A 21,791-nucleotide genomic window follows, 5' to 3' on the forward strand; every position below is an offset into this window, starting at 1 on the left:
GCGCTGTCAGTGGGCCGACAGCGCCGCCAGGCGCCTGGTCACCAGGGTGCGTCCACGGGGCGGGACCGTCCACAGCTCGTGCCCGGCGATGCCCCACCGCGCGAGCAGGGCGTTGGCGGCGAGCATGCCCGTGGTGGCGGCCCGTTCCATGAGCGCCACGGGCAGGTCGCAGCGGATCATGTCGCCGGCGAGCATGACGCCGGGGTGACTGGTGCGCACGGTCGGCCGGTCCTGGTAGCTCCCCACGGCGAACAGCGGGCAGTCCTCGCGCCATTCGTGCCGGGCGTCGATCACCGCGCAGTCGCGCGTCTCGGGATAGACGCGACGCAGCTGGGCGACGAGCCGGTCCCGCGCGGCCCGCCGGTCGCCGCGTTCCGACTGTGCGTACGCGTGCAGTTCGACCACGGAGCCACCCGTGCGGGCGCTCCAGCGGGCCGCCTCGCCCTCCCAGCGTTCGAGCACGCTGACGTTGTCGAGGTCGCCGTATCCGCTGGTGCCGAGAAAGCCGGGCCGGTCGCTCGCCACGGGACCGTCCAGCCACAGCCGGCTGACCAGGAACGGCGGCGCCGTACGCAGCCTCCCGACCCGCGCCCGCCAGGCCGGATCCCCCAACTCCGGGCTTTCTCGGACCAGTTGCGCCAGTCCGGGAACGTTCAGCGCGAGGACGCAGGCGTCGTGGTGGACGTCGTCCGTCGCCGTGGCCACGCGCACGCCGCCCCGGGCGTCCGGCGTGAGGCTGTCGATCCTCGTGGAGGTGCGGACCCGTGCGCCGAGCCGCCGCAGCCGGTCCGCAAGGGGGTCCCACAGTGCCTGGGGGAACGGCTCGTCCGGCACGTCGAAGAGCAGGCCTTCGGCCGAGCCGAGGAAGTAGATGTGGAACATCAGGGCCATTTCGGCCGCCGAGAGGGTGCGCGGGTCGGCGAAGAAGCTGCGGGAGAAGACCTCGAACGCCAGGTGCCGGGCGGACCGGGGGAAGCGGATCGTGTCGAGGTAGTCGTACGCGCTGATCGAGTCGAGGCGCGCGTACACATCGGGCACGCGGACGTCGAGCAGGCCGAGGGCGGCTCCCGCGTTCACCCGGGCCAGCTCACGCGGCGGGAAGGAGCGGCTGCGGGCGGCGAAGGCCAAGGCGCTCCACGGTGGCGTCCTCGGTACGGCGGCGAAGCTGTCGTGGAGGCCGTCCGCGTGCCGGAGCGGATAGTCGGGGAGCGGCGTGAGGCGTCGCAGCCCGGGGTCGGTGCGGCGCAGCAGGGCGCGCAGGTTGTAGTACTGGCGGAAGAAGGCGTGGAAGCCCCGGCTCATCGTGACCCGGCTGCCGTCGCTCAGGGTGGTGGGCCAGCCAGCCAGGCGGCCGCCCAGTGTGTCGGCGCGTTCGTACAGGGTGACGCGCACGCCGCGTTCGGCCAGCGCCGTCGCGGCCGCGAGACCCGCGATGCCTCCTCCGACGACGCCGACGGAGAGGGACGTGGCCTCGCGGGCACGTGCGGTGCCGGGTCGCGCGGGCAGCAGGCGGGCCCGGGTGTCACGCCCCGGCCTCGGGGCGGCGGCGGTCAAGGCGCCACCGCCCGGAGGGTGAGGTCGAAGGGGACGGCGGGGTCTGGCGGGAAAGGCATGGTGTTCCTCGGGGGGAGGGGACGCTCATGAGGGCCTGGCGGGCGGCAGGACGGGGCGCCGCCTGCGAGTGGCGGCGGAGAGCGCGCTGCGCACCATGGGCAGGACCGGGGTGCGCAGACCGATCGCGAGGTCCTGGCCAAGGGTGGTCCGTCCGTCGAGGAAATACAGCAGACGCTCCATAGGAACGTGGGTGAAGAGCTGCCCGAAGAAGGCGGCGCCGTCCACCCGGCCGCTGGCCAGACCCCGCAGGAGGACCGCGTCCATGGCGCGGGACCTGCGGGAGTGCGGGGGCGGCGGGAGAGGGTCACGTCCGGACCTGAGCGCCCGCGAAATGGCCTCGGTCTGGCGCTGGATGGCGGAGAAGGCGTACCCGGTGGAGGGGCGTACGGCTCCCCCGGCCACCCCGATGGGGAAGACGCCGGGGGCGCCGCGCCGGGCGAAGCGGCCGTCGGTCATGGGGATGACCCCCGTCTCGGTGTCGGTGACGAAGTGGTCGCCGGCCGCGAGGACGTCGGTCAGATAGCCGCGCAGCATCCGGTCGTAGGCGTCCCGTGGCAGCACGGCGGCGGAGAACTGGGTGTACTCGACGAGCGCGGTCGTGGCGCTGGTGGGCAGGACGTAGAAGAAGGCCAGGCCGTCGGGCGGTTGGGGGGTGCGGAAGTCCATGAGGTCCGCGGCGTCACGCTGGAAGGCGGGCCGCCGGGTGCGCACGAACCAGCCGCGGAAATGCTGCAACAGGCAGGTGCGGGCGGGCGGCAGGGCGCTTGGGGGCCGGGAGTCGAAGACGTAGCGCGCGTGCAGCAGACCGCCACGTCCCTCGCTGTCGCGCAGGTGGACGTGGCTTCCGCGCCCGGCCGGGGTGACGCGCTCCACGGTGGCCCAACGCCGCGTGATGTGCGGGGCCCGGGCCAGGCGCTCGTCCACCAGCGTCTGGAAGGTGTCCGAGCGGATCATCTTGTAGCGCAGGGGCTCGATGTCCTGGCAGGTGGTGCGGCCGTCCTGGCCGTGGACGCGCAGCGAGCGCCAGGAAGCGGTGACCGCCTCGTCGTGGCGCCCGGGTCCGCGCTCCCAGAAGCACCAGGTCCGCCGGGGCGGGCGCAGCGGTCCCGGCGGCGCGTCGAGCAGGACGACCGATGGCGCTCCCCCGATGTACCCGGGCGCCGCCAGGCGGTCGGCCAGGGACAGGCCGGCCGCGCCCGCCCCGATGACGATCACGTCGGCTTCGTCCATCGGCGTCGATGCTCCCCTCGCCCTAATCGGGTGACTCCATCAGGTTTGCTTCCGCTGCGGGCCGGTACGTGAAGGCGTGCCGTGGTCACCAGTACCACGGTGCGTCCGTGTTCACGCCGGACGGGCGACGGTTGATCCGCCTTCCGCGCATCCGCTTCGGCGGTCGGGGCAGGCGCAGGAGCATCCGATCGTCCGGACGGACAAGCCGAAGGAGCTGCCGCGATGGACTGGGAAGACGGCCTGCGGCGCGACGGTCATTACCTCGGAGGCGGCCCGCCGGCGCCGCAAGCGGCACCCGGTCCGGCCCCCGCGGCCGGGGGCCCGGCGTACGCGGCGGTCGACGCCGATGTTCCCGAAGCGGTGCGGGCGCGGCTCGCGTCGTTCCTCGCGCACCGCGCCGGATGGGCCGAGGCGCTGGACGAGACGTTCGCGCACGACGTGGTGGCGCGTCTTGAGCGGTTCGCGCTCGGCGGCGGAAAGCGCCTGCGCCCGCAATTGCTGTGGTGGAGTCTGCGGGGCCGCGCACGACCCGGCGACGCGCGGACGCGGGGCGCGCTCGGGCTGTGCGCCGCGCTCGAACTCCTTCAGTGCTGCGCGCTGATCCACGACGACGTCATGGACGGGGACCTCGTCCGGCGCGGCGAGCCCGCGCTGCACGCGGCGGTGTCCGGCCAGTACGCGCCCCTCGCGGCGGGCGGCGGTCACCGCAGGCTCGGCGAGTCCGCCGCGATCCTCGCCGGGGATCTGGCGCTGGCCTGGGCCGACGACATGGTCGGCGAGCTGGAGCTGCCCGCGCCCCTCGCGAGGGACGTGCGCTCCGTGTGGGCGGTGATGCGCACCGAGATGGTCGCGGGGCAGTACCTCGACATGCACGGCGAGATCACCGGCACCCGGTCCCTGGCCCGCGCCGTACGCGCCGCGTGTCTGAAAAGCGCCCTGTACACGGTGGAGCGTCCGCTCCAGCTCGGCGCCCTGCTCGCGGACGCCGACGCGCGGACCACGACGGCCCTGCGCTCGGCGGGCCGGTGCGCCGGTCTCGCCTTCCAACTCCACGACGATGTAAGGGACTTGTTCAGCGGTCTCGACGGCAGGCCACCGGGCCAGGACGTCCGGGTCGGCAAACCCACCTACCTGATGGCGGTGGCTCTCGCCCGGGCCGAAGCCACCGGCGACACCGCGGCCCGGGAGGTGTTCGGCCGCGAGGTGGGCCGCGCCGGGCTCGACGCGGACGGCCTGCGGGCGGTCCGCGAGGCCGTGACGTCCACGGGAGCCCACCGGATCGTGACGCGCAGGATCGCGCGCCTGCTCGACATGGCCCACCGCCATCTCGACCGCGCCGCACTCGACCCGGACGGCCACCGCCGCCTGGCCGCCCTCATGGAGAGCGCGGCCGGGCGGTCCCCCACGACGCTCCCCGGGGACTCTGCCGCCCCTTCCCCGCCGGGCACGCGTGCCGCCGTGATCGAGGAGGTCTCATGAGGCGTACGATCCCGGGCCGCACCGACCACGTTGTCGTCGTCGGGGCCGGGCTCGCCGGGCTCGCCGCGGCGCTGCACCTCCTGGGGGCGGGCCGCCGGGTCACTCTCGTCGAGCGGTCACCGGGCCCGGGCGGCCGCGCGGGACGCCTGGACAGCGGCGGATTCCTGCACGACACGGGACCCACCGTGCTGACCATGCCGGAATTCGCCGACGAGGCCTTCGCCGCCGTCGGCGCGAGCCTGTACGACCACGTCGAGCTGATCGCGCTGCACCCGGCCTACCGGGCGCGGTTCGCCGACGGCGCCACCCTGGACGTGCACACCGACGGCGACGCCATGGAGAGCGAGGTCGCCCGCTTCGCCGGCGCCCGCGAGGCCCACGGCTACCGGGGGCTGCGGCGCTGGCTACAGCAGCTGTACCGGGCGCAGATCGGCAGCTTCATCGACACCAACTTCGACTCGCCGCTCCAGCTGCTCACCCCCGATCTCGCCCGACTCGCCGCTCTGGGCGGCTTCGGCCGGCTCGACGCGCGCATCGGGCACTTCCTCAAGGACGAAAGGCTGCGCAGGGTCTTCTCCTTCCAGGCCCTGTACGCGGGCGTGCCCCCGGCCCGCGCCCTCGCCGCGTACGCCGTCATCGCGTACATGGACACCGTCGCCGGCGTGTACTTCCCGCGCGGCGGCATGCACGCGCTTCCCGCCGCCATGGCCGACGTCGCAGCGTCCGCCGGCGCCGAGCTGCGCTATGGCCAGAGCGTGGTGCGGCTGGAGCGCTCGGGGCAACGGATCACGGCGGTGGTGACCGCGCACGAACGCATCGCCTGCGACGCCGTCGTCCTCACCCCCGACCTGCCCCTGTCCTACCGGCTGCTGGGCCGGGCGCCCCGGCGCCCGGTGGGCCTGCGGGCCGCGCCATCGGCCGTGGTCCTGCACGCCGGATGCGACCGGACCTGGCCCCAACTCGCCCATCACACCCTCTCGTTCGGCGCGGCATGGAAAGGGACATTCCACGAAGTCACCCGGCAGGGCAGGCTCATGAGCGACCCCTCACTGCTCATCACCCGGCCCACCGCGAGCGACCCGGGTCTCGCGCCGCCCGGCAAGCACCTGCATTACATCCTGGCCCCCTGCCCCAACACCGCCATCGGCCCCGACGCGCGCGCCTGGGCCGAACTCGCGCCGCGTTACCGCACCCAGCTCCTGACCGAACTGGAGCGCCGGGGCCTGGACGGACTCGCCGCGTCCGTGACGGACGAGCACCTGGTCACCCCGGCCGACTGGGAGGCGAGGGGGCACCTGTACGGAACGCCCTTCTCCGCCGCCCACACCTTCGCGCAGACCGGCCCGTTCCGGCCGCGCAACCTCGTCAACGGGACCGAGAACGTCGTCCTCGCCGGGTGCGGCACCACCCCCGGCGTCGGGGTGCCCACGGTGCTCGTCTCGGGAAAGCTCGCGGCCGCGCGCGTCACCGGGGCCGCGGCTCCCCGCCGCCGCCACCGCCCGACCTCGACCTCGGCCCCGGCCCCGGCCCCGGCCTCGACCCCCGCCCCGGTCCGCAACGCCGCCCAGGAGCGCCCCTGATGACCGCCCGCGAGCTCAACGCCGCCGGTATCACCGACCCCGGCCTGCGCCACGCCTACCGGCAGTGCAGAGAACTCAACGCCCTGCACGGCAGGACCTACTTCCTGGCCACCCGCCTCCTCCCCCTCGAACACCGCGCGGCAGTCCACGCGTTGTACGGGTTCGCGCGCTGGGCGGACGACATCGTCGACGCCCTGGACAGCACGGACACCACGGACCAACGCCGTTGCGCGCTCACGGAGTTGAGTCAGGACCTCGAAGCGGGCCTGCGCCTGGGCGCGAGCGAGCGGCCCGTCATCCGGGCGGTCGCCGACACCGCGCGCCGCTACGTCATCGACGCCCAGCTCTTCCACGACTTCATGGCGTCCATGCGCAGCGACCTCACGGTCACCTCCTACGCGACTTACGCGGACCTGCGTTCCTACATGCACGGTTCGGCGGCCGTCATCGGTCTGCAAATGCTGCCGGTGCTCGGCACCGTGGTGCCGGCGTCCGAGGCCGAACCACACGCGGCGGCGCTGGGCGTGGCCTTCCAGCTCACCAACTTCCTGCGGGACGTCGGCGAGGATCTGGACCGGGGCCGCGTCTACCTGCCCCTCGATCTGCTGGCCGCCCACGGCGTCGACCGCGAGCTGTTGGAGTGGAGCAGACGAACGGGCAAGGGGGACGCCCGTGTCACGCGGGCGCTGAAGGCGGCGGAGCAGCTGACCCGGCGGACCTACCGGGAGGCCGCCCCCGGTCTCGCGATGCTCAGCCCCCAGTCGAGGCCCTGCATCCGTACCGCCTTCGTGCTCTACCGCGGCATCCTGGACGCCATCGCCGCCGACGGCTACCAGGTCGTGCACCGCCGCGCCGTGGTGCCGCGCCGTCGGCGAGCGCTGATCGCCCTGGACGGTCTCGTCGGCCGGGCACGCGTACGCCACCGCCGGGGAAGACGCGTTACGGCCCCGAGCGGCGACACCGTGGTGGTTCACCGGCCGGAGCGCTCCGGGGCCGGGTGAAAGGATCGCGGGCAGGCGAGTCGGCAGAGGTTCCTCACGAAACACGAAAGCAGAGGCGCATGGTTTCGCGCGATCCGGCACGGCGTCCCCGCCTCCCCCTCGGCCTGCGCGAACGTGCCGTGCCCTGGGAGCGCCAGCGCAGCACATGGCGGGAGGCCGGCCCGGCCCTGATCGCGGCGGCGCTGCGCCGCGCCCAGGTAAGGCCCTGGGGCAACTGGTATGTGGCGGGCGCCTCCCGGGACCTGACCCCGGACACGCCCTGGGGACGCGTCATCGCGGGCCAAGAGATCGTGATGTGGCGCGACGCGCGGGGAAGGGTGGTGGCGGGACCCGGACAGTGCCCGCACCTCGGGGCGCCGTTGAAGGACAGCCCCGTGCGCTGCGGGACCCTGATCTGCCATTGGCACGGTCTCGCCCTGACGGGGGCCCCGACGGCGGGGTGGGAACCTCTGCCCGCGTACGACGACGGAGTGCTGATCTGGGTACGGCTCGACGCGACCGACTCGCCTCAAGTGCCGTCGCCCGAACCGATGTTGACTCGGCGCCCCGGCCTGGAGCGGTCGCTCGTCTCCGTGTACACGACGGCGGGCACCTGCGAGCCCGAGGACATCGTCGCCAACCGCCTCGACCCCTGGCACGGCGCCTGGTTCCATCCGTACGCCTTCGTCGATCTGACGGTGGTGAGCGCGCCGGGGCGCGACTGCTCCGAAGAGGACGACGCGTTCGTCGTCGACGTGTCGTTCAAGGTCGCCGGCCGCGTCGTCGTCCCGGTGCGCGCGACCTTCACGGCTCCCGGGCCCCGCACCGTCGTCATGCGCATCACCCGGGGCGAGGGCGAGGGTTCGGTCGTCGAAACGCATGCGACGCCGCTGGGCACCGACGCGCGGGGGCGGCCGCGTACCGCCGTGGTCGAAGCGGTCGTCGCCACCTCCGACCGGCCCGGCTTCCGCGTGGCCCATCTGCTCGGTCCGATCGCCAGACCCCTGATCCGGCACACGGCCGGACGACTGTGGCGGGACGACCTCGCGTACGCGGAACGGCGCTGGCTGCTGCGCTCGACGGGGCGCTTCCCCGGCTGACCACCTGGAACGGTCAACTCACCCTGTCAGTAGGGGCATTGACTTCATTCCGCCCAGACAGCGCGACGGCGGGGTGCGTGCGGCTCGATCGCCGTACGCACCCCGCCGTCGAGGGTTCGAGCCACCGCTCCGTCAGAAGCGGCCGCCCGTGGCCCGGGTGAAGGGCCCCTGCCCGCGGCGGGCGGTCGTCCGGCCCAGACTGTAGGCCCCTGCCAGGGCCGCCAGAACGCCGCCTCCCACACCCGCCGCGATCTGCCTGCGCTTGCGCACCACGGTCCACGCCGTCGATGCCGCCTGGATCGACTTGCCGGGCATCGTGGACAGCAGCTCGCCACCGGCCTTGGCCTTGGAGCGCAGCGCCACCACCCGGCTGCCCGCGCTGTCCTTGGCCTCGGACGCGGCGGACTTGGCGTCGTTCGCGGTCGAGGTGGCCTTGGCCGTGGCAGACCGAGCTCCGTTACTCGCAGAGCGGGCCGTGCGCTTGGCCGCGGTGCTGTTCGTCGTCTCGTTCTTCTTCGCTGTTTCGGACATGAGGTCCGTCTAGCCGCAGTTCCCGAATTGAAACGGCCGAAGTCCGCGCCTGTGGTCAGGGTGTGGGGAAAGACGGGAGAGAAGGCAGTCGCAGGATCTCGTCGAGGTAGCCGGGGCCCGTGGGCGGGACCACCTCAGGGGCCGTGCGGTAGCGCAGAGTTGATGACTGCCATGCGTGGTAGCCGCTCATCCAGGTGGACATGATGTCGACATAGGTGTCGACGGCGGACCGTTCCTCCGGGGTGAGGGCGAGGTGGGCGCACAGCTCGGGCACCTGGCGTGCCAGGTCCTCGAAGCGCTGGACGCGCCGGTTCACCCGGGTGCGCACCGCCGCGACGGCCGCGTCGCGGGTGAGGCTCCGGGCCGCTTCAAGGACGAGGATGAGATTGTCCATGTCGCCCCGGGCCTCCTCCTTCTCCACGGAGTACACGTCGTTGCACATCAGCGTGACGTCGATGGCGGTCTGTCGCATGATGCGCAACTGCGGCGCGTGGAAGGCCGCCACGGGCACGCTGATGCCCGCCGCGCGTTCACCGAGGGAGAGCGGCAGGTCGGTGCCGGCGATGCCCCGGCGGACCTGGAGGTAGCTCTCCAGGTCGGCGGGGATCCCGCGCAGGCGGCCTATCGCCTCGTGGGCCTGGGCGGCGAAGTAGTACTCCCACTCGTGCGCGGTCCGCGCGATCCAGGCGGGGTGGGCTTCCCTGGTCCCTCGGGTGCGGATGTCGGCGAACGCCGCCGTGCACGGGTCGGCGTCCACGGGCGCGGTGGCGCCGTGGGCGATGTCGATCAACTGCCGGCAGACGCAGGCGGTCCGGGCGGGGTCACGGCCGAGCGGGCCGTCGAACTGGTCGTCGAAGACGAAGAAGAAACCCATGGCGTCCGCGCACAGGTCCAGGGCCGGGCTGTCGGCGTGGGCGAAACCGAGGGCGGCCAGGCGGGGCATGTCCCAGGAGTCGTACCACGCCGCCGAGCGGTCGTCCGTGACCAGACCGAAGCGCCGGACCCACTCCACGTGGTGTCGGCGGGCCCGGTCGAGGCCCCGGCTGATCCCGGGGGAGGCGGGAAGGTCGAATTCGATGTCCTGGGGCATGGCTCCCCTTCGGTCGCGCGAGGGGCCGGAGCGGTCGCCGCCGGCCCTGGCCACCGCCGGTCCGGGGACTTTTCGGGGACCCGTTCTCCGGCCGGAGACCGTGTGTCGTGTCTCAGCCTTCCGCCGGCCCGGTGCGCTCCGGCCCGGCGGCCGGCGACTTGAGGTCGAGCGTCAGGGGCTCCGCGCCACCCACGCCGAGCCGCGCGAAGGAGTACGCCATGGACGCGCTCACGCTCGTCGGCGCGCGGAACGCCTCCGTGTCGCGGATCGCGGGGAGGTGGTCCCGGATCGCCTCAGGCGTGGGGTCCTTCTCCCACACCACCCCTTCGGTGGCGCCCAGGAAGATCCGGGCCACGCGACGGCCCGCCGCGTGCAGGAGTTCCCCGGTGCAGGGCACGGACGCGTGGGCCAGGAACGCCACCGCGGCCGCCACGTGCCGGGCGGGGAAGAGGTCGCCGAGCAGGGCGGCCGTCGGCTCGTCGCCGTCGAGCGCTTCGAGGGACATCCGGGTGGCGGCGATCGGCACGACGGCGTTGACCTTGATGCCGTGGTCGGCACCCTCGGCCGCCGATGACGTGGTGAGACCCAGCACGGCGCCCTTGCCCGCCGCGTACGCGCTGAGTCCGGTGTCGCCGAAGAGGGCGTCGGAGCATGTGTTGACGATGCGCCCGTACCGGGACTCGACCATGTGCGGCCACACGGCTCGCAGCATGTTCAGGGTCCCGCCCGCATGGGTGGCGAGCACCCGTGCGCACTCCTCGTCCGTGAGGTCGCCCAGGGGACGCAGGATCGAGATCCCCGCGTTGTTGACCAGGACGTCCAAGCGCCCCCAGCGCTCCACGGCGGTCCCGGCCAGCGCCCGGGCGCCGGCGGCGTCCGACACGTCGTGGACGTCCGCCACCGCCTCCCCGCCGTGCCCCCGGATCTCCTCGGCGACCTCCTGCGCGGGCGATGGCGATGCGCCGCGCCCGTCGATCCCCGTGCCCACGTCGTTGACGACCACGCGTGCGCCCCGCGCCGCGAGCAGCAGGGCGTACTCGCGGCCGAGCCCGCGCCCGCCGCCCGTGACCACGGCCACCCGGCCGTCGAAACGGAGCTCGTCCCTTGCGTCCACCTTGGCTCACCGACCTCCCGCGACGTGCGATGTCCCCGCACAACCTGCCCCGACGGAACGGATCGGGCCAGGGAGCGCGTCGGACCACCTGACGCACCGACCCACGCTCGATGCCCGCGAACGCTCCCCCACGCGCCGTTGTGCCCACGGGCGTTGCGTGCCTAGGACATCGGTGTAGCGAGGACATCGGTGTGCCGAGGGCCGCCGGTGCGCCGGCAGGCAACCGCTCGGGCTGGGCTCGCCCCCCTCGTCATCTATGCTTCATGGCGGCCGCGGGACGGTGGCTCGTCATCGCACGCGGCATGCGCGGCATGGCCCCTGGGCATGGCCCGCGGGGTCCGTCGTAGCGGCGTCGAGGACAGCGGACCGTACGACGGCCACGGTCCGGGCGGGACCGCGTGACGCCGTCACGAAGACCTTGGGGAATCAAGGAACCACCGGCAGCTGCCCCGGCGCTGCGGGGTGCTACGACCGCCCGCGCACAGAAGACCCATGGGAGAAGCGAGGTAATGCCGGTGATCTGCGTCGGAGGCATGATCGGGATCGGCAAGACGAGCGTGGCCGAACTGCTCGCCAAGGAGCTGGGCAGCGACGTCTTCTACGAGAGCGTGGACGACAACCCGATTCTGCCGCTGTTCTACACGGCGACTCCCGAGGAGGTCCAGGCCAAGCGTTATCCGTTCCTCCTCCAGCTCTACTTCCTCCAGACGCGCTTCGCGTCGATCAAGCAGGCGTACAAGCAGGCCGACAACGTCCTTGACCGGTCCATCTACGAGGACTGGTACTTCGCCAAGGTCAATCACGACCTGGGCCGCATCAGCTCCCTGGAGATGCGGGTGTACGAGGGCCTGCTCGAGGAGATGATGCGCGAGATCGACGAGCTGCCCTACCGCAAGGCGCCCGACCTCATGGTCTACCTCACGGCGGACTTCGACACGGTGCTGCACCGGATCGGCCTGCGCGGCCGCGACTTCGAGCAGGACGATGCCCTTGTCGAGTACTACCGGGTCCTGTGGTCGGGTTACGACGACTGGGTGCACCGGCACTACTCGGCCAGCGACGTCCTCGTCATCGACATGAACCGCACCGATGTGGTGGGCAACCCCGAGGACGCGGCCCGGGTGGTACGCGAGGTCAGGGCCGCCCTGGCGGCCGGCCCGACGGGGCACTGAACGCCCCCGCTCACAGGCCGCGCGCGGTGATGTCACCGTACGAGGTCGTCGCGTGGATACGCAGGCCGGCCTCGGCGCCCTCGGTGTTGCGGAGCGCGTTGTGGACGCGGCCGTACGACGTCTCCGCGTCCAGGGTGGCCGAGGCGCCGGGGGCCGTGCCCACGGTGATCGCCCCGTAGGCGGTGCGCAGGGTGAGGGTGCCGCGGGTGGCTTCGTCGATGTGGATGTCGCCCGCCGACACCGTGATGCGCGCGTCGCCGGCGAGGCGGCCGACCCGGACGTCGCCCGCGTGGACGCTCAGCCGCAGACTCGCGGCCTCCTCGATCCGGGCGGCGCCGTGCGCCCCGTCGAAGGTGACATCGCCAAGGGGACCGGACGTGTGGAACTCGGCGGCGCCCGCCTTGGCCGCGACCTCCGAGCCGCCCGGGAGCCGGACGGACACGTCCAGTGCGCCCGAGGCACCGAAGTACTGGTTCTTCGCCGGGGCGACGATCCGCAGCACCCCGTCCTCGAAGGCGACCGAGGTCTGCCGCGCTGCCTTCACGTCACGGCTCCTGGACGCGTCCGCGGGCTTGATGTCGACGCTGACGTCGGCCTGGTCGGTGGCGCTCACCCGTACCCGTCCTGCCGGGATGTCGAGGACGGCGGTGACGGGGGCGGGGGCGGCGAACGTCTGCATGGTGTGCTCCTGCGTCTCGTGGTCCTGCGCGGCGGGTGGCTTGTCCGCCGCGTTCTGTGGCAGATCATGCGAGGTACGGGTTTCAGCCCGGCTTCACCACGGATTCAGCCCGCTTCACCACGGATCCCGTCGGGTTCGGTGGGCCCCGCTCGGCCCCTGTCGCATTTTCCGCGGGCATTTTTGTCGACGGCCTTCATTTCTCGCGGCGGCTCCGCTGTAGTGGCCCCTACGGGCCGACGGCTCGCTCGCGGGTCGGCGGCCGCCGCGCGGACGCGGCACGTGACCAGCTGTTCGGCACCACCAGTTCGGCACCACTTGTTCGTCACCACCTGTTCATCCACCGAAGAGGCAGGAAGGAACGCCATGAGTCCCAGCCCCAGTCCCGTGGAGCTCCAGATCCGCGAAGCGGGTCCGCTCGACTTGGAGGAGCAGTTCATCGAGTTCGAGGACGACGTGGATCCCGGGCGTCGCGTGGAGGCCTGCATGGTCGACCCGTGGCCCACGGCCACCACCCGGGTGGCCTGCGACTGAGCCCGCCCCGGCGGCCCCGGTCATCCGGCCGGGGCCGCGCGCACGGGCTCGGCACCGGCGGGGAGCCAGGATCGCGGGACGTGGAACGGGGAGCGCATGAGGGCGGCCCGGCACGACGACGCACGGGACACCGACGACGCGGAGGACATCGACGATATACAGGACGCGGACGACGCGGACGACGCGGACGCGCTGCGGCGCCGCCTCGAAGCGCTGCTCGGCGGAGCCCAACGGCGGCTCGCCGCAGACGAGTTGTGGCTCTACCTGATGGATCCGGCCATGCCCGCGTATGAGCACGGCTGGAAGCTCCGCGTCTCCACCCGGCCTGACGAGCTCATGGAGACCATGGGCCTTATCGTGCCGGTCCTGCTGCGCCACACCTGTGACGCCAAGTTCGCGCTCAGCCCCTCGGTTCTTCGGGACCTCAACAGTGGCGAACGCCATCCCCACCTGGTTGGCAAGGCGGTCACCGTCTACCCGCGCGCCGAGGACTTCGTGACCATCGCCCATGAACTGGCCGGCATCCTCGACGGACGCACCGGCCCCCGCGTGCTCAGCGACCGCCGCGTGCGGGACGGGGCGCCGGTCCACTACCGGTACGGGCCCTTCAGAGCGGCTGGGAGCACCCTCGTCATGACCGGCCCGGACGGGCGCGCCTTCACGGGCCGCGCGGGTCCCCGCTACCGTCAACCGCCGTGGGCCGACGACCCGTTCGGCCGCCCTGCCCCCTGCGTGGTCCCGGCCGCGAGCCCTCTGGTCGGCGGCCGTTTCCGGGTCACCAGGGGCATCGCCCGGTCACCACGCGGAGACGTCCTTCGGGGCTTGGACACGACGACCGGTGAACCCGTGGTCATCAAGCAGGCCAGAGCCCACATGGCGGAGGACGAGCGGGGGCTGGACGCGCGGGGCCGGCTGCGCAACGAGCACCGGGTGCTGGCGGCGCTGGCCGGCACCGTCGGCGTACCGCGCGTCGTCGGCCATCTGCGGCACGGTGAGGACGAGTACCTGGTCATGAGCGACTGCGGCCCCGCGGACCTGCGCCGGGACATCCACAGCCACGGCCCCTACGCGGCGCGCGGCGACGGCGGTGGCCGCCAAGTGGCCGCCCTGGCACGCCAGTTGCTGGTTGTCCTGGCCGCGATCCACGCCCGTTCCGTGGTGGTCCGCGATCTCAAACCGGACAATGTGGTGCTCGGTTCCGACGGCACGGCGCATCTCGTCGACTTCGGCATCAGCGCCCTCGGCGGCTCCCGCCCGGCCGGTGCGACACGCGGCTACTCCCTGCCCGTCTACCGCCCCGACGCCGAACCCGACCCGGCCGACGACTTCTACGCGCTGGGCGCCACCCTGCACTTCGCGCTCACCGGCATGGATCCGGTCGCCGTCGACCCCGACCGCGCCGTCAACCGCGAGCGGACCCTGGCGTGCCTGACCTCGGCCGCGCCCGGCGCCGCCCTGCGGCCGCTGCGCCTGCTGGTCGCCGGCCTGATGAGCTTCGATCCGGCCGAACGCACCGGCGCCGCACGGCGGTTCGCGGCAGGGCTGCCCGCCCTCCCCGGCAGGCGCCGGATCCCGTCCCCTGTCCGTCCCTCTCCGGCCCTCCTGGACGAGGTGATCGGCCACACCGTCGCCGCGAGTGTCGCCGCCGTGCCCGGTCTGTGGGACAGGCCCGGTGCGGATCACCCGGGCTCGTCGCTCACCCTGTACGCGGGCGCGGCCGGCGTCGGCCTCGAACTGCTCCAGCACCTGGACCGGCCCGGCGTTGTGGAGGCCGTCGCCGAACTGGCCCGCGCCACCGCACGCCATGCCGAACTTCCGCGCCTGAACGCGGCGTTGTACACGGGCCGGACCGGCGTCGATGTGTTCCTCGGCGCGGCCGCCCGGGCCGTCGGGCCCCTGTCCCGCGAACCGCTCGGGCCACCGGACCCGCCGGACGACACCGGTGACCAGATCGGCGGCCGGGCCGGAACCGGCACGGGTCACCTGGTGCTGGCGGCGCGGGCCACCGCCGACGGACGCGACCTTGACGCCGGCCGCCACCTGGCGATCGCGTCCGACTGCGCCGCCGCGCTCCTTGCCCGAGGAGCGGACGCGGTCCCCGACCTCGTACGGCCCGCCGCGTCGTCGGACGCGGCGTACGAACTCGGCTTCGCCCACGGCGTCGCGGGCATCGCGCACTTCCTCTACGGCTGTCAACGGGCCACCGCCGACCAAACCGTGCGCGCCGCCGCCCTCAAGTCCCTCGACGCCCTGGCCGCCCGCGTGCCCGGCCTGGTGAGCGCGGCCGAACGCCCCGAGGCCAACCGCCGGTACGGTTCCTGGTGCCGGGGGCTGGCCGGCATCGCGGCGCTGTTGATCGAGGCGGGCACCGGCGAACAGGACGCGAAACTGCTCGGCCTAGGGCTGCGCGCCGCCCGGGCCTGTCACCGGATCGCTCCCCGGATGAGCCTGGTGTCGCAGTGCTGTGGCCTGTCCGGCGTCGGCGACGTCCTGGTCGACGCCGCGCTCGCCACGGGCGACGACGCGTACTGGGCCGGAGCGAAGGACATCGCCTCACTGATCCTGGCGCGCAGCGGCGGAACCGTACGCCGGCCGCTGTTCCCCGACCACACCCTCACCGGAACCGACGTGGCCTGGGCGACCGGCGGCGCGGGCGTGCTCACTTTCCTGCGCAGACTGCGCGACCGGGGCGGCGCCCGACTGTGGGACCCCGCCGGCCCCTGACCCGCTGTTGGCGCGGCGGCGGAAGGCCTCCTCCTCGTCCGAGAGGCCGCCCGCCCGCGCCAAGTTGTTGACGAGGCCGAACACCCCGGTGAAGTGGCCTCGGCCGTTGCGGTGAGGGGACTGGAAGCGTACGTAGAGGACGGCCTCGCCGTCGCCGTCGGTCTTCTCCATCGGCCCATCTTCCCCCAGACCTTCGCGTGCCGTGGTTGAGCCGGGGGCCGGGCTCGTACATCACCGGGTGTAGGGGCGTTCAACCCCCGGGTGCAGGCCTGGCGCCACGATGTCGGTCCCTGGAGCGTCGTGGGGCCGGTCCTCGCGGACCTAGCGTGGACAGCGTCCGTTCCGGACCCCCTATGGCCTTTTTCGCAAGGACGCTCTTCATGATCGAAGCCCATTCCCTCACCAAACGCTATGGCGAGCGCACCGCCGTGGCGGACCTCAGCTTCACCGTGCGCCCCGGCGTCGTCACCGGATTCCTCGGGCCCAACGGCGCGGGCAAATCCACCACGATGCGGATGCTCCTCGGCCTCGACGCGCCCACCTCGGGCCACGCGGTCGTGAACGGCAAGCGCTATGCCGAGCACCGGGCGCCGCTGCACGAGGTGGGGGCGATGCTGGAGGCACGGGCGATCCACACCGGTCGCAGTGCCTACAACCACCTCCTGGCGCTGGCCGCGACCACCGGCATCCCGGCCCGGCGGGTGAACGAGGTGATCGACCTGGTGGGTCTGCGCGCCGTCGCGAAGAAGCGGGTGGGCGGGTTCTCCCTCGGCATGGGACAGCGGCTCGGCATCGCCAGCGCCCTGCTCGGCGACCCGGCCACGGTGATCCTCGACGAGCCGGTCAACGGCCTCGACCCCGAGGGCATCCTGTGGATACGCAATCTGCTCAAGGGGCTCGCCGCCGAGGGCCGTACGGTCCTGGTGTCCTCGCACCTGATGTCCGAAATGGCGCTCACCGCCGAGCACTTGATCGTGATCGGCCGTGGCCGGCTGATCGCGGACACATCGGTGGCCGAGTTCACGGCGCGCGCCGCGGGAGACGTGGTGCGGGTGCGGACCGAGGAGTGGGAGAAGCTGCGCAAGCTCCTCGCGGGTCCCGACGTCACGATCACGGCGCGGGAGCCGGGGGTCCTCGAAGTGAGCGGTCTCAGCAGTGAGCGGATCGGGCACGTCGCGGCCGGCCAGGCCATCGCGCTGGCCGAACTCACGCCGCAGCAGGCCTCGCTCGAAGAGGCGTTCATGGAGCTGACCAAGGACTCCGTGGAGTACCAGGCTCCGGTGGCCGAGCTGGTCGCCGCGGGCAGCGAAGGAAGTGCGGCATGACGACGGCGTCCATCATTCCCGCCGCGGAGCGCGGCGAGGTCAGTCAGATCCGGGTGATCCACTCCGAGTGGATCAAACTGCGCTCGCTGCGCTCCACTCTTTTCACGTTGCTCGCCGCCGTGCTCGCGATGATCGGCCTCGGCCTGCTGTTCAGCTACTTCACGGCCGACCGCTGGTCGCATCTGCCGGCCGACGAGAAGGCCCACTTCGATCCGACGATGGTCAGCCTGCGCGGCTTCTTCCTGGCGCAGCTGGCCGTCGGCGTCCTCGGTGTCCTCGTGGTCAGCGGCGAGTACGCGACCGGCATGATCCGCGCCTCCCTGGCCGCCGTGCCCCGCCGACTGCCGGTCCTGTGGGCCAAGGCGCTGGTGTACGGGGTGGTGGCGTGGGCACTGATGACGCTCGCCTCGCTCGTCGCCTTCCTCGCCGGCCAGGCCGTGCTGTCCGGGCACCACCTGGGTACGTCGCTCGGCTCGCCCGGCGTCCTGCGGGCGGTCCTGGGGGCCGGGCTCTATCTGACGGTCGTGGGGCTGCTCGGCGTGGCCTTCGGCGCACTGATCCGCAATACGGCCGGCGGCATCGCCACGGTCTTCGGCGTCCTGCTCGTCCTGCCCGTGCTCGCCGAAGCCCTGCCGTCCTCGTGGTTCCAGAGCATCAACCCGTATCTGCCGAGCACGGCGGGGCAGGGTCTCATCCACCTCCACCAGGAGCCGCATACCCTGGCCCCATGGACCGGGTTCGCATTCTTCTGCCTGTACGCGCTGATCGCGCTGGCCGGGGCGGGAGTGGCGCTCAAGCGACGGGACGCCTGATGAGGCCGGCGGCGACCGGTCGCGTGCACGGCGTGAGCGGTTCGACGCCAAGGCGCCCGGGCGCCGCCGGTTCTTCGTGGGCCTGGGGGGTGGCGCCGTGACGTCGGCCCGCGTGGCCCTGGTGCGGCAGCGGACGCGGTCGTGGCGCGCCCTCGCGACGCGCGCCCGCCTCCGGGTCCGCGACAGGCTCTCACCGCTCGCGGTGGACGCGCTGTTCGCCACCGGGGTCTTCCTGACGCTCACCGGCATGGCACGGCATACGCTGCACGATCACCCCTGGACGATCGTGGGCTTCACGGCTCCGATGGTGCTGCCGCTCGTGTGGCGCCGACGGGCGCCGTTCGCGGTGTTCGCGACGATGGCGGGGGTCGCGTTCGTCCAGTGGCTCGCCGGTCTGCGGCTGCCCGCCGACATCGCGCTGCTCATCGGCCTCTACACGGTCGCGGCGCACGCGAGCAAGCGGCGCACCCGGCTGGCGATCGGCGTGCTGGAGGGCGGGGTGCTGCTCGCCGTCGTCCGCTGGGCGCCTGAGGACAGGATGGCGCAGGCCTTCATCGGACTCTCCGCGATGGCCGTGGCCGCCGCCGTCATCGGCAGCAACATGCGCGGTCGGCGCGCCGAGATGGCTCTCCTCGCGGAACGGGCCCAGCGCCTGGAGCACGAGCGCGACCAGCAGGCCCAGCTCGCCGTCGCCGGGGAGCGCTCGCGGATCGCCCGCGAGATGCACGACATCGTCACGCACAATCTGTCGGTGATGGTGGCGCTGGCCGACGGCGCGGTCTTCGCCCAGGACCGCGCCCCCGAACGGGCCACCACGGCCATGCGCCAGGTCTCCACGACCGGGCGCCAGGCGATCACCGACATGCGGCGGTTCCTCGGCGTGCTGCGGGACGACGAGCCGGACGCCCTGCGTCATCCCATGCCGGCCGTCGCGCAGCTGGAATCCCTGGCCGAGCAGGTGCGTGCCGCGGGCCTTCCCACCCGCCTCGAAGTAGACGGGGACCCCTCGGCCGCGACCGCCGCCGCACAGCTGACCGTCTACCGTCTGGTGCAGGAAGCCCTCACCAACACGCTCAAGCACACACCCGCCGGCACCAGCGCCTTCGTACGCGTCGGCTGTCGCCCCGAACGGATCACCGTCGACGTCACCGACGACGGTCCCCCCACCGAGCTCCCCCACATCGGCACGACCGGGCACGGTCTGCACGGGATGCGGGAGCGGGCGGCCGCCTACGGCGGCACGCTCACGGCGGGTCCGCTGTCCGGCGGCGGCTGGCGGGTCCGCGCGGTGCTCGCCCTCGACGGAAGTGAAACGCAGCCGGCATGACCATTCGTGTCCTTCTCGTCGACGACGAGCCCCTGCTCCGCATGGCTTTCACCATGGTGCTTGACGCCCAGGCCGACATGGAGCCGGTCGGCGAGGCGGGCGACGGCGCCGAGGCCGCCCGGCTCGCCCGTGAGCTGCGGCCCGATGTCGTGCTGATGGACGTCCGGATGCCCGGCACCGACGGCATCGAGGCGACCGAGCGCATCGTTCGCGAGTCGCCGGAGTCGAAGGTCCTCATCCTGACGACGTTCGACCTCGACGAGTACGCCTTCGCCGGGCTCCGGGCCGGCGCCTCGGGTTTCCTGCTCAAGAACGCGCTCCCGGTGGAACTGCTCGCCGCCATCCGCTCCGTGGCGGCCGGCGACGCGGTCGTCGCGCCGCGCGTCACGCGGCTGCTCCTGGAGAACTTCGCCCACCAGCTGCCGGCGGGCTCCGGCCGCGGCGAGGACGACCGGTTGGGCAGGCTCACGGCCCGCGAACGCGAGGTCCTGACGGAGGTGGGCCGCGGCCTGTCCAACACGGAGATCGCCGCCGCGCTCTGTCTGGCCGAGGCAACGGTGAAGACCCATCTGAACCGCATCCTGGTCAAGCTGGAACTGCGCGACCGGGTCCAGGCGGTGGTCTTCGCCTATGAGACGCGGCTCGTGCGGCCGGGTTGACGGGCCCCGTCCACGACCCGGGACCGGGACGGCGGGAGACGAGCGCTACGAGGTGGGCACCGAGACCACGCCTTCGTCCGCCGGGCTCGACGCGCCTCTTCTGAGGACCGTCTCCACCGCGTAGGCACCCGGGCCAAGGCACGCGATCAGCAGAAACGTGAAGCAGAACAGGACGGCCGGCTCGCCCCCGTTGTCGATGGGGAGCAGCGCGTTGGCCTGGTGGACGCTGAAGTAGGCGTAGGCCATGGACCCGGAGGAGACGACGGCGGCGGTCCGGGTGAACAGGCCGAGGGCCACCAGGGACCCGCCCACCAGCTCGATGGCGGCGGCCCACCATCCCGGCCATTGCAGAAGGGGTACCGTGCCGCCGCCGTGGGCGCCGCCCAGGACGCCGAACAACGACGAAGCGCCATGACAGGCGAAGAGAAAACCGGTCACCACGCGGAACCCGGTCTGCGCCAAGGGGCGCGCGGCGCCTAACGCGTGTGCGGGCGAGAAGGTCATGGGGGTTCTCCTCAGGTCCGGGAAACCTGACGGCGGAGCCAGGTTTCCGACGTGTTCACGACACGCCAGGTGTAACGCAGGACCCTTGGGCCGTACCAGCCGACGGAAGCTCTGAGTTCCCTCAGAAAACCCCCAACTGCCGTACGCCCGCGCCGCGTTCCGCATCCGCTCGGCCTCGCCCACCCGGACCCCGCCCCCTCGGATCCCGCCGGCTCGGACCCCGCCGACTCGGACCGACCCCGCTCAGAGGGTGAGGAACAGGACCGGGCCCAGCAGCAGCGTCCCCGCGGTGAGCACCGAACCCACCACCGTGAACACCACCCAGATCGTCGATGTGTCCCATCCCTTGACCTCGAACCGGCGGGGCTTGTTCGCGTCGTACATCACCGTGACAGCGGAGCCGACGGAGAAGCCGGGCAGGACCGTCGAGCGTCCGAGCACCGAGGAGTGCCTGCACTCGCGGCCGTCGCGGTCCGTCCAGGCCACCACCAAATGGTGCGACTTGCCGCCCTCTTCGTCCCGCCTCATGTCGTGCCCGACGATCCGCCCCCGCGCGGTGACACCGGCGCGGCGCAGCGCGGCGGTGCGCCGTAGTCCGTACACACCGGCACTGAGAAATCCCCCACCCACCACGAGGGGTATGAACGCGAACAACCATCCGTACATCACGCCCTGTCCGACGCGCGGATGGCGGCATTGGTTGCCCCTCACGGTCCACTCGTCGGCCACCCCACGGCCACTTCATGACCAGCCCCGTTACGAGGCGGCCATCGCCGGGCATCGGCCACAGGAGGCGAGCGGCCCCGGCCCGCGTCAGACGGCTACGAGACCCCGGCGCCCCGGGCGGCCCGCGCCGTCGGCGCCATCGCTCAGGGCGACGCGTGCGATGACGCGCTTGCCGAACGGATCCTCGCGCACCTCGAAACTCTGCGCCACGGACACCACGATCTCCAGGCCGTGCTGTCCCACGCGTCCGGCGTCCGCGGCGCCGGCGACCGGGAACACCGGATCGGAGTCGCGCACCACGACTTCCACCACCCCGCCCCTGATCCGCACGTCCATCAGGACCGGCCCGGGAGCGTACTTGAGGGCGTTGGTGACCAACTCGCTCACGATCAGGCACGTGAGGTCAACGGCGCGCGGCGGGATCGGCTCGCCATGCTCCCCGTGGGCCGACGCCAGGAATCGTGCGGCCGCGTGGCGGGCCTCGGCGATGCACGGGCCGTCGCCCCGCAACGCCACGCTGAGCCACGGGAAACGCTCGTCCGGCATCTCGCGGCGCTCGTCCACCCAGTCCGCTTCCCGTACGGCCATGATTCGTTCCCCCTCCGCAACTCCCT

The 21,791-nt window shown here is 72.7% G+C and carries 20 protein-coding genes; 11 read left to right on the plus strand and 9 right to left on the minus strand.

The genetic code is table 11. From position 1 onward, the window contains the following. Window positions 1–6: 6 nt before the first annotated feature. Together ACFYM2_RS08330 and ACFYM2_RS08335 are read right to left on the minus strand one after the other, a co-directional pair. The gene (locus ACFYM2_RS08330; protein ID WP_388459996.1) at window positions 7–1,554 is read right to left on the minus strand and encodes an FAD-dependent oxidoreductase; all 1,548 of its coding nucleotides are present in this window, start codon (window positions 1,552–1,554) and stop codon (window positions 7–9) included. 84 nt (window positions 1,555–1,638) lie between these two features. After that, window positions 1,639–2,844 carry a lycopene cyclase family protein gene (locus tag ACFYM2_RS08335; protein ID WP_358994158.1) on the minus strand — a complete coding sequence of 402 codons (1,206 nt, stop codon included), beginning with the start codon at window positions 2,842–2,844 and terminating at the stop codon, window positions 1,639–1,641. 222 nt (window positions 2,845–3,066) lie between these two features. Between ACFYM2_RS08335 and ACFYM2_RS08340 the strand changes: the two genes are divergently transcribed. From ACFYM2_RS08340 to ACFYM2_RS08355, 4 genes are read left to right on the plus strand one after another with little or no spacing between them, the layout of a single operon-like run. Further along, on the plus strand, window positions 3,067–4,323 hold the full coding sequence (locus ACFYM2_RS08340) for a polyprenyl synthetase family protein (RefSeq protein ID WP_388834452.1): 1,257 nt from the start codon (window positions 3,067–3,069) through the stop codon (window positions 4,321–4,323). Further along, entirely contained in the window at window positions 4,320–5,903 is a 1,584-nt protein-coding gene (gene crtI / locus ACFYM2_RS08345) for a phytoene desaturase family protein (protein WP_388834454.1), read from the plus strand. The genes ACFYM2_RS08340 and crtI overlap by 4 nt, the downstream gene beginning before the upstream one ends. After that, complete coding sequence (locus ACFYM2_RS08350; RefSeq protein WP_388834456.1) at window positions 5,903–6,904, plus strand: phytoene/squalene synthase family protein; 1,002 nt, start codon at window positions 5,903–5,905, stop codon at window positions 6,902–6,904. Before crtI ends, ACFYM2_RS08350 begins: the two co-directional genes overlap by 1 nt. A gap of 59 nt (window positions 6,905–6,963) precedes the next feature. After that, window positions 6,964–7,983, plus strand: a complete 1,020-nt coding sequence (locus ACFYM2_RS08355; RefSeq protein WP_388834458.1) for a DUF5914 domain-containing protein — start codon at window positions 6,964–6,966, stop codon at window positions 7,981–7,983. Window positions 7,984–8,115: 132 nt separating this feature from the next. Here ACFYM2_RS08355 and ACFYM2_RS08360 read toward each other — a convergent pair whose 3' ends face one another. The 3 genes from ACFYM2_RS08360 to ACFYM2_RS08370 all read right to left on the minus strand — a co-directional run bounded on the left by ACFYM2_RS08360 (window position 8,116) and on the right by ACFYM2_RS08370 (window position 10,718). Beyond that, on the minus strand, window positions 8,116–8,514 hold the full coding sequence (locus ACFYM2_RS08360) for a hypothetical protein (RefSeq protein WP_388834461.1): 399 nt from the start codon (window positions 8,512–8,514) through the stop codon (window positions 8,116–8,118). A gap of 55 nt (window positions 8,515–8,569) precedes the next feature. Continuing rightward, on the minus strand, window positions 8,570–9,604 hold the full coding sequence (locus ACFYM2_RS08365) for a terpene cyclase (protein ID WP_388834464.1): 1,035 nt from the start codon (window positions 9,602–9,604) through the stop codon (window positions 8,570–8,572). A gap of 112 nt (window positions 9,605–9,716) precedes the next feature. Further along, window positions 9,717–10,718, minus strand: a complete 1,002-nt coding sequence (locus tag ACFYM2_RS08370) for an SDR family NAD(P)-dependent oxidoreductase (RefSeq protein ID WP_388834467.1) — start codon at window positions 10,716–10,718, stop codon at window positions 9,717–9,719. Between the two features lie 509 nt (window positions 10,719–11,227). Between ACFYM2_RS08370 and ACFYM2_RS08375 the strand changes: the two genes are divergently transcribed. Then, a complete protein-coding gene (locus tag ACFYM2_RS08375; protein WP_388834469.1) occupies window positions 11,228–11,890 on the plus strand; it encodes a deoxynucleoside kinase in 663 nt (220 codons plus the stop codon). A gap of 10 nt (window positions 11,891–11,900) precedes the next feature. Here the strand turns inward: ACFYM2_RS08375 and ACFYM2_RS08380 are convergent, their stop codons facing one another. Then, window positions 11,901–12,569 (minus strand): DUF4097 family beta strand repeat-containing protein, encoded by a 669-nt coding sequence (locus tag ACFYM2_RS08380; RefSeq protein WP_358994185.1) that lies wholly within the window; start codon window positions 12,567–12,569, stop codon window positions 11,901–11,903. A gap of 363 nt (window positions 12,570–12,932) precedes the next feature. Here ACFYM2_RS08380 and ACFYM2_RS08385 point away from each other — a divergent pair, with 363 nt between their 5' ends. The 6 genes from ACFYM2_RS08385 (at window position 12,933) to ACFYM2_RS08410 (ending at window position 19,947) form a co-directional block, all read left to right on the plus strand. Continuing rightward, window positions 12,933–13,100, plus strand: coding sequence for an SflA family class IV lanthipeptide (locus ACFYM2_RS08385; RefSeq protein ID WP_350228489.1), 168 nt, complete (start codon window positions 12,933–12,935; stop codon window positions 13,098–13,100). A 96-nt stretch (window positions 13,101–13,196) separates the two neighbouring features. Further along, window positions 13,197–15,824 carry a class IV lanthionine synthetase LanL gene (gene lanL / locus ACFYM2_RS08390; RefSeq protein ID WP_388834473.1) on the plus strand — a complete coding sequence of 876 codons (2,628 nt, stop codon included), beginning with the start codon at window positions 13,197–13,199 and terminating at the stop codon, window positions 15,822–15,824. Between the two features lie 380 nt (window positions 15,825–16,204). Beyond that, a complete protein-coding gene (locus tag ACFYM2_RS08395) occupies window positions 16,205–17,149 on the plus strand; it encodes an ATP-binding cassette domain-containing protein (protein WP_358994191.1) in 945 nt (314 codons plus the stop codon). Then, entirely contained in the window at window positions 17,146–17,961 is an 816-nt protein-coding gene (locus ACFYM2_RS08400; RefSeq protein WP_358994194.1) for an ABC transporter permease, read from the plus strand. The genes ACFYM2_RS08395 and ACFYM2_RS08400 overlap by 4 nt, the downstream gene beginning before the upstream one ends. 97 nt (window positions 17,962–18,058) lie before the next feature. Next, window positions 18,059–19,288 carry a sensor histidine kinase gene (locus ACFYM2_RS08405; protein WP_388460005.1) on the plus strand — a complete coding sequence of 410 codons (1,230 nt, stop codon included), beginning with the start codon at window positions 18,059–18,061 and terminating at the stop codon, window positions 19,286–19,288. Further along, on the plus strand, window positions 19,285–19,947 hold the full coding sequence (locus ACFYM2_RS08410; protein WP_358994197.1) for a response regulator transcription factor: 663 nt from the start codon (window positions 19,285–19,287) through the stop codon (window positions 19,945–19,947). The genes ACFYM2_RS08405 and ACFYM2_RS08410 overlap by 4 nt, the downstream gene beginning before the upstream one ends. A 45-nt stretch (window positions 19,948–19,992) precedes the next feature. Here ACFYM2_RS08410 and ACFYM2_RS08415 read toward each other — a convergent pair whose 3' ends face one another. From ACFYM2_RS08415 to ACFYM2_RS08425, 3 genes are all read right to left on the minus strand, one after another. After that, on the minus strand, window positions 19,993–20,451 hold the full coding sequence (locus tag ACFYM2_RS08415) for a DoxX family protein (RefSeq protein ID WP_358994199.1): 459 nt from the start codon (window positions 20,449–20,451) through the stop codon (window positions 19,993–19,995). A gap of 243 nt (window positions 20,452–20,694) precedes the next feature. Then, window positions 20,695–21,162: a DUF3592 domain-containing protein gene (locus ACFYM2_RS08420; protein WP_388834477.1), complete on the minus strand. Its 468-nt coding sequence runs from the start codon at window positions 21,160–21,162 to the stop codon at window positions 20,695–20,697. Window positions 21,163–21,264: 102 nt separating this feature from the next. Beyond that, window positions 21,265–21,765: an ATP-binding protein gene (locus ACFYM2_RS08425; RefSeq protein WP_388834480.1), complete on the minus strand. Its 501-nt coding sequence runs from the start codon at window positions 21,763–21,765 to the stop codon at window positions 21,265–21,267. Window positions 21,766–21,791: the final 26 nt, after the last annotated feature.

The sequence above is a fragment of the Streptomyces sp. NPDC006711 genome (genome assembly GCF_042869775.1).
Classification (GTDB): domain Bacteria; phylum Actinomycetota; class Actinomycetes; order Streptomycetales; family Streptomycetaceae; genus Streptomyces.

Bases quoted from the DNA above. Each gene is read 5' to 3' on its own strand.
- ACFYM2_RS08335 (WP_358994158.1), bottom strand. From the start codon at position 2,844: ATGGACGAAGCCGACGTGATCGTCATCGGGGCGGGCGCGGCCGGCCTG.
- ACFYM2_RS08340 (WP_388834452.1), top strand. From the start codon at position 3,067: ATGGACTGGGAAGACGGCCTGCGGCGCGACGGTCATTACCTCGGAGGC.
- crtI (WP_388834454.1), top strand. From the start codon at position 4,320: ATGAGGCGTACGATCCCGGGCCGCACCGACCACGTTGTCGTCGTCGGG.
- ACFYM2_RS08350 (WP_388834456.1), top strand. From the start codon at position 5,903: ATGACCGCCCGCGAGCTCAACGCCGCCGGTATCACCGACCCCGGCCTG.
- ACFYM2_RS08355 (WP_388834458.1), top strand. From the start codon at position 6,964: ATGGTTTCGCGCGATCCGGCACGGCGTCCCCGCCTCCCCCTCGGCCTG.
- ACFYM2_RS08360 (WP_388834461.1), bottom strand. From the start codon at position 8,514: ATGTCCGAAACAGCGAAGAAGAACGAGACGACGAACAGCACCGCGGCC.
- ACFYM2_RS08365 (WP_388834464.1), bottom strand. From the start codon at position 9,604: ATGCCCCAGGACATCGAATTCGACCTTCCCGCCTCCCCCGGGATCAGC.
- ACFYM2_RS08375 (WP_388834469.1), top strand. From the start codon at position 11,228: ATGCCGGTGATCTGCGTCGGAGGCATGATCGGGATCGGCAAGACGAGC.
- ACFYM2_RS08380 (WP_358994185.1), bottom strand. From the start codon at position 12,569: ATGCAGACGTTCGCCGCCCCCGCCCCCGTCACCGCCGTCCTCGACATC.
- ACFYM2_RS08385 (WP_350228489.1), top strand. From the start codon at position 12,933: ATGAGTCCCAGCCCCAGTCCCGTGGAGCTCCAGATCCGCGAAGCGGGT.
- lanL (WP_388834473.1), top strand. From the start codon at position 13,197: ATGAGGGCGGCCCGGCACGACGACGCACGGGACACCGACGACGCGGAG.
- ACFYM2_RS08395 (WP_358994191.1), top strand. From the start codon at position 16,205: ATGATCGAAGCCCATTCCCTCACCAAACGCTATGGCGAGCGCACCGCC.
- ACFYM2_RS08400 (WP_358994194.1), top strand. From the start codon at position 17,146: ATGACGACGGCGTCCATCATTCCCGCCGCGGAGCGCGGCGAGGTCAGT.
- ACFYM2_RS08410 (WP_358994197.1), top strand. From the start codon at position 19,285: ATGACCATTCGTGTCCTTCTCGTCGACGACGAGCCCCTGCTCCGCATG.
- ACFYM2_RS08415 (WP_358994199.1), bottom strand. From the start codon at position 20,451: ATGACCTTCTCGCCCGCACACGCGTTAGGCGCCGCGCGCCCCTTGGCG.
- ACFYM2_RS08425 (WP_388834480.1), bottom strand. From the start codon at position 21,765: ATGGCCGTACGGGAAGCGGACTGGGTGGACGAGCGCCGCGAGATGCCG.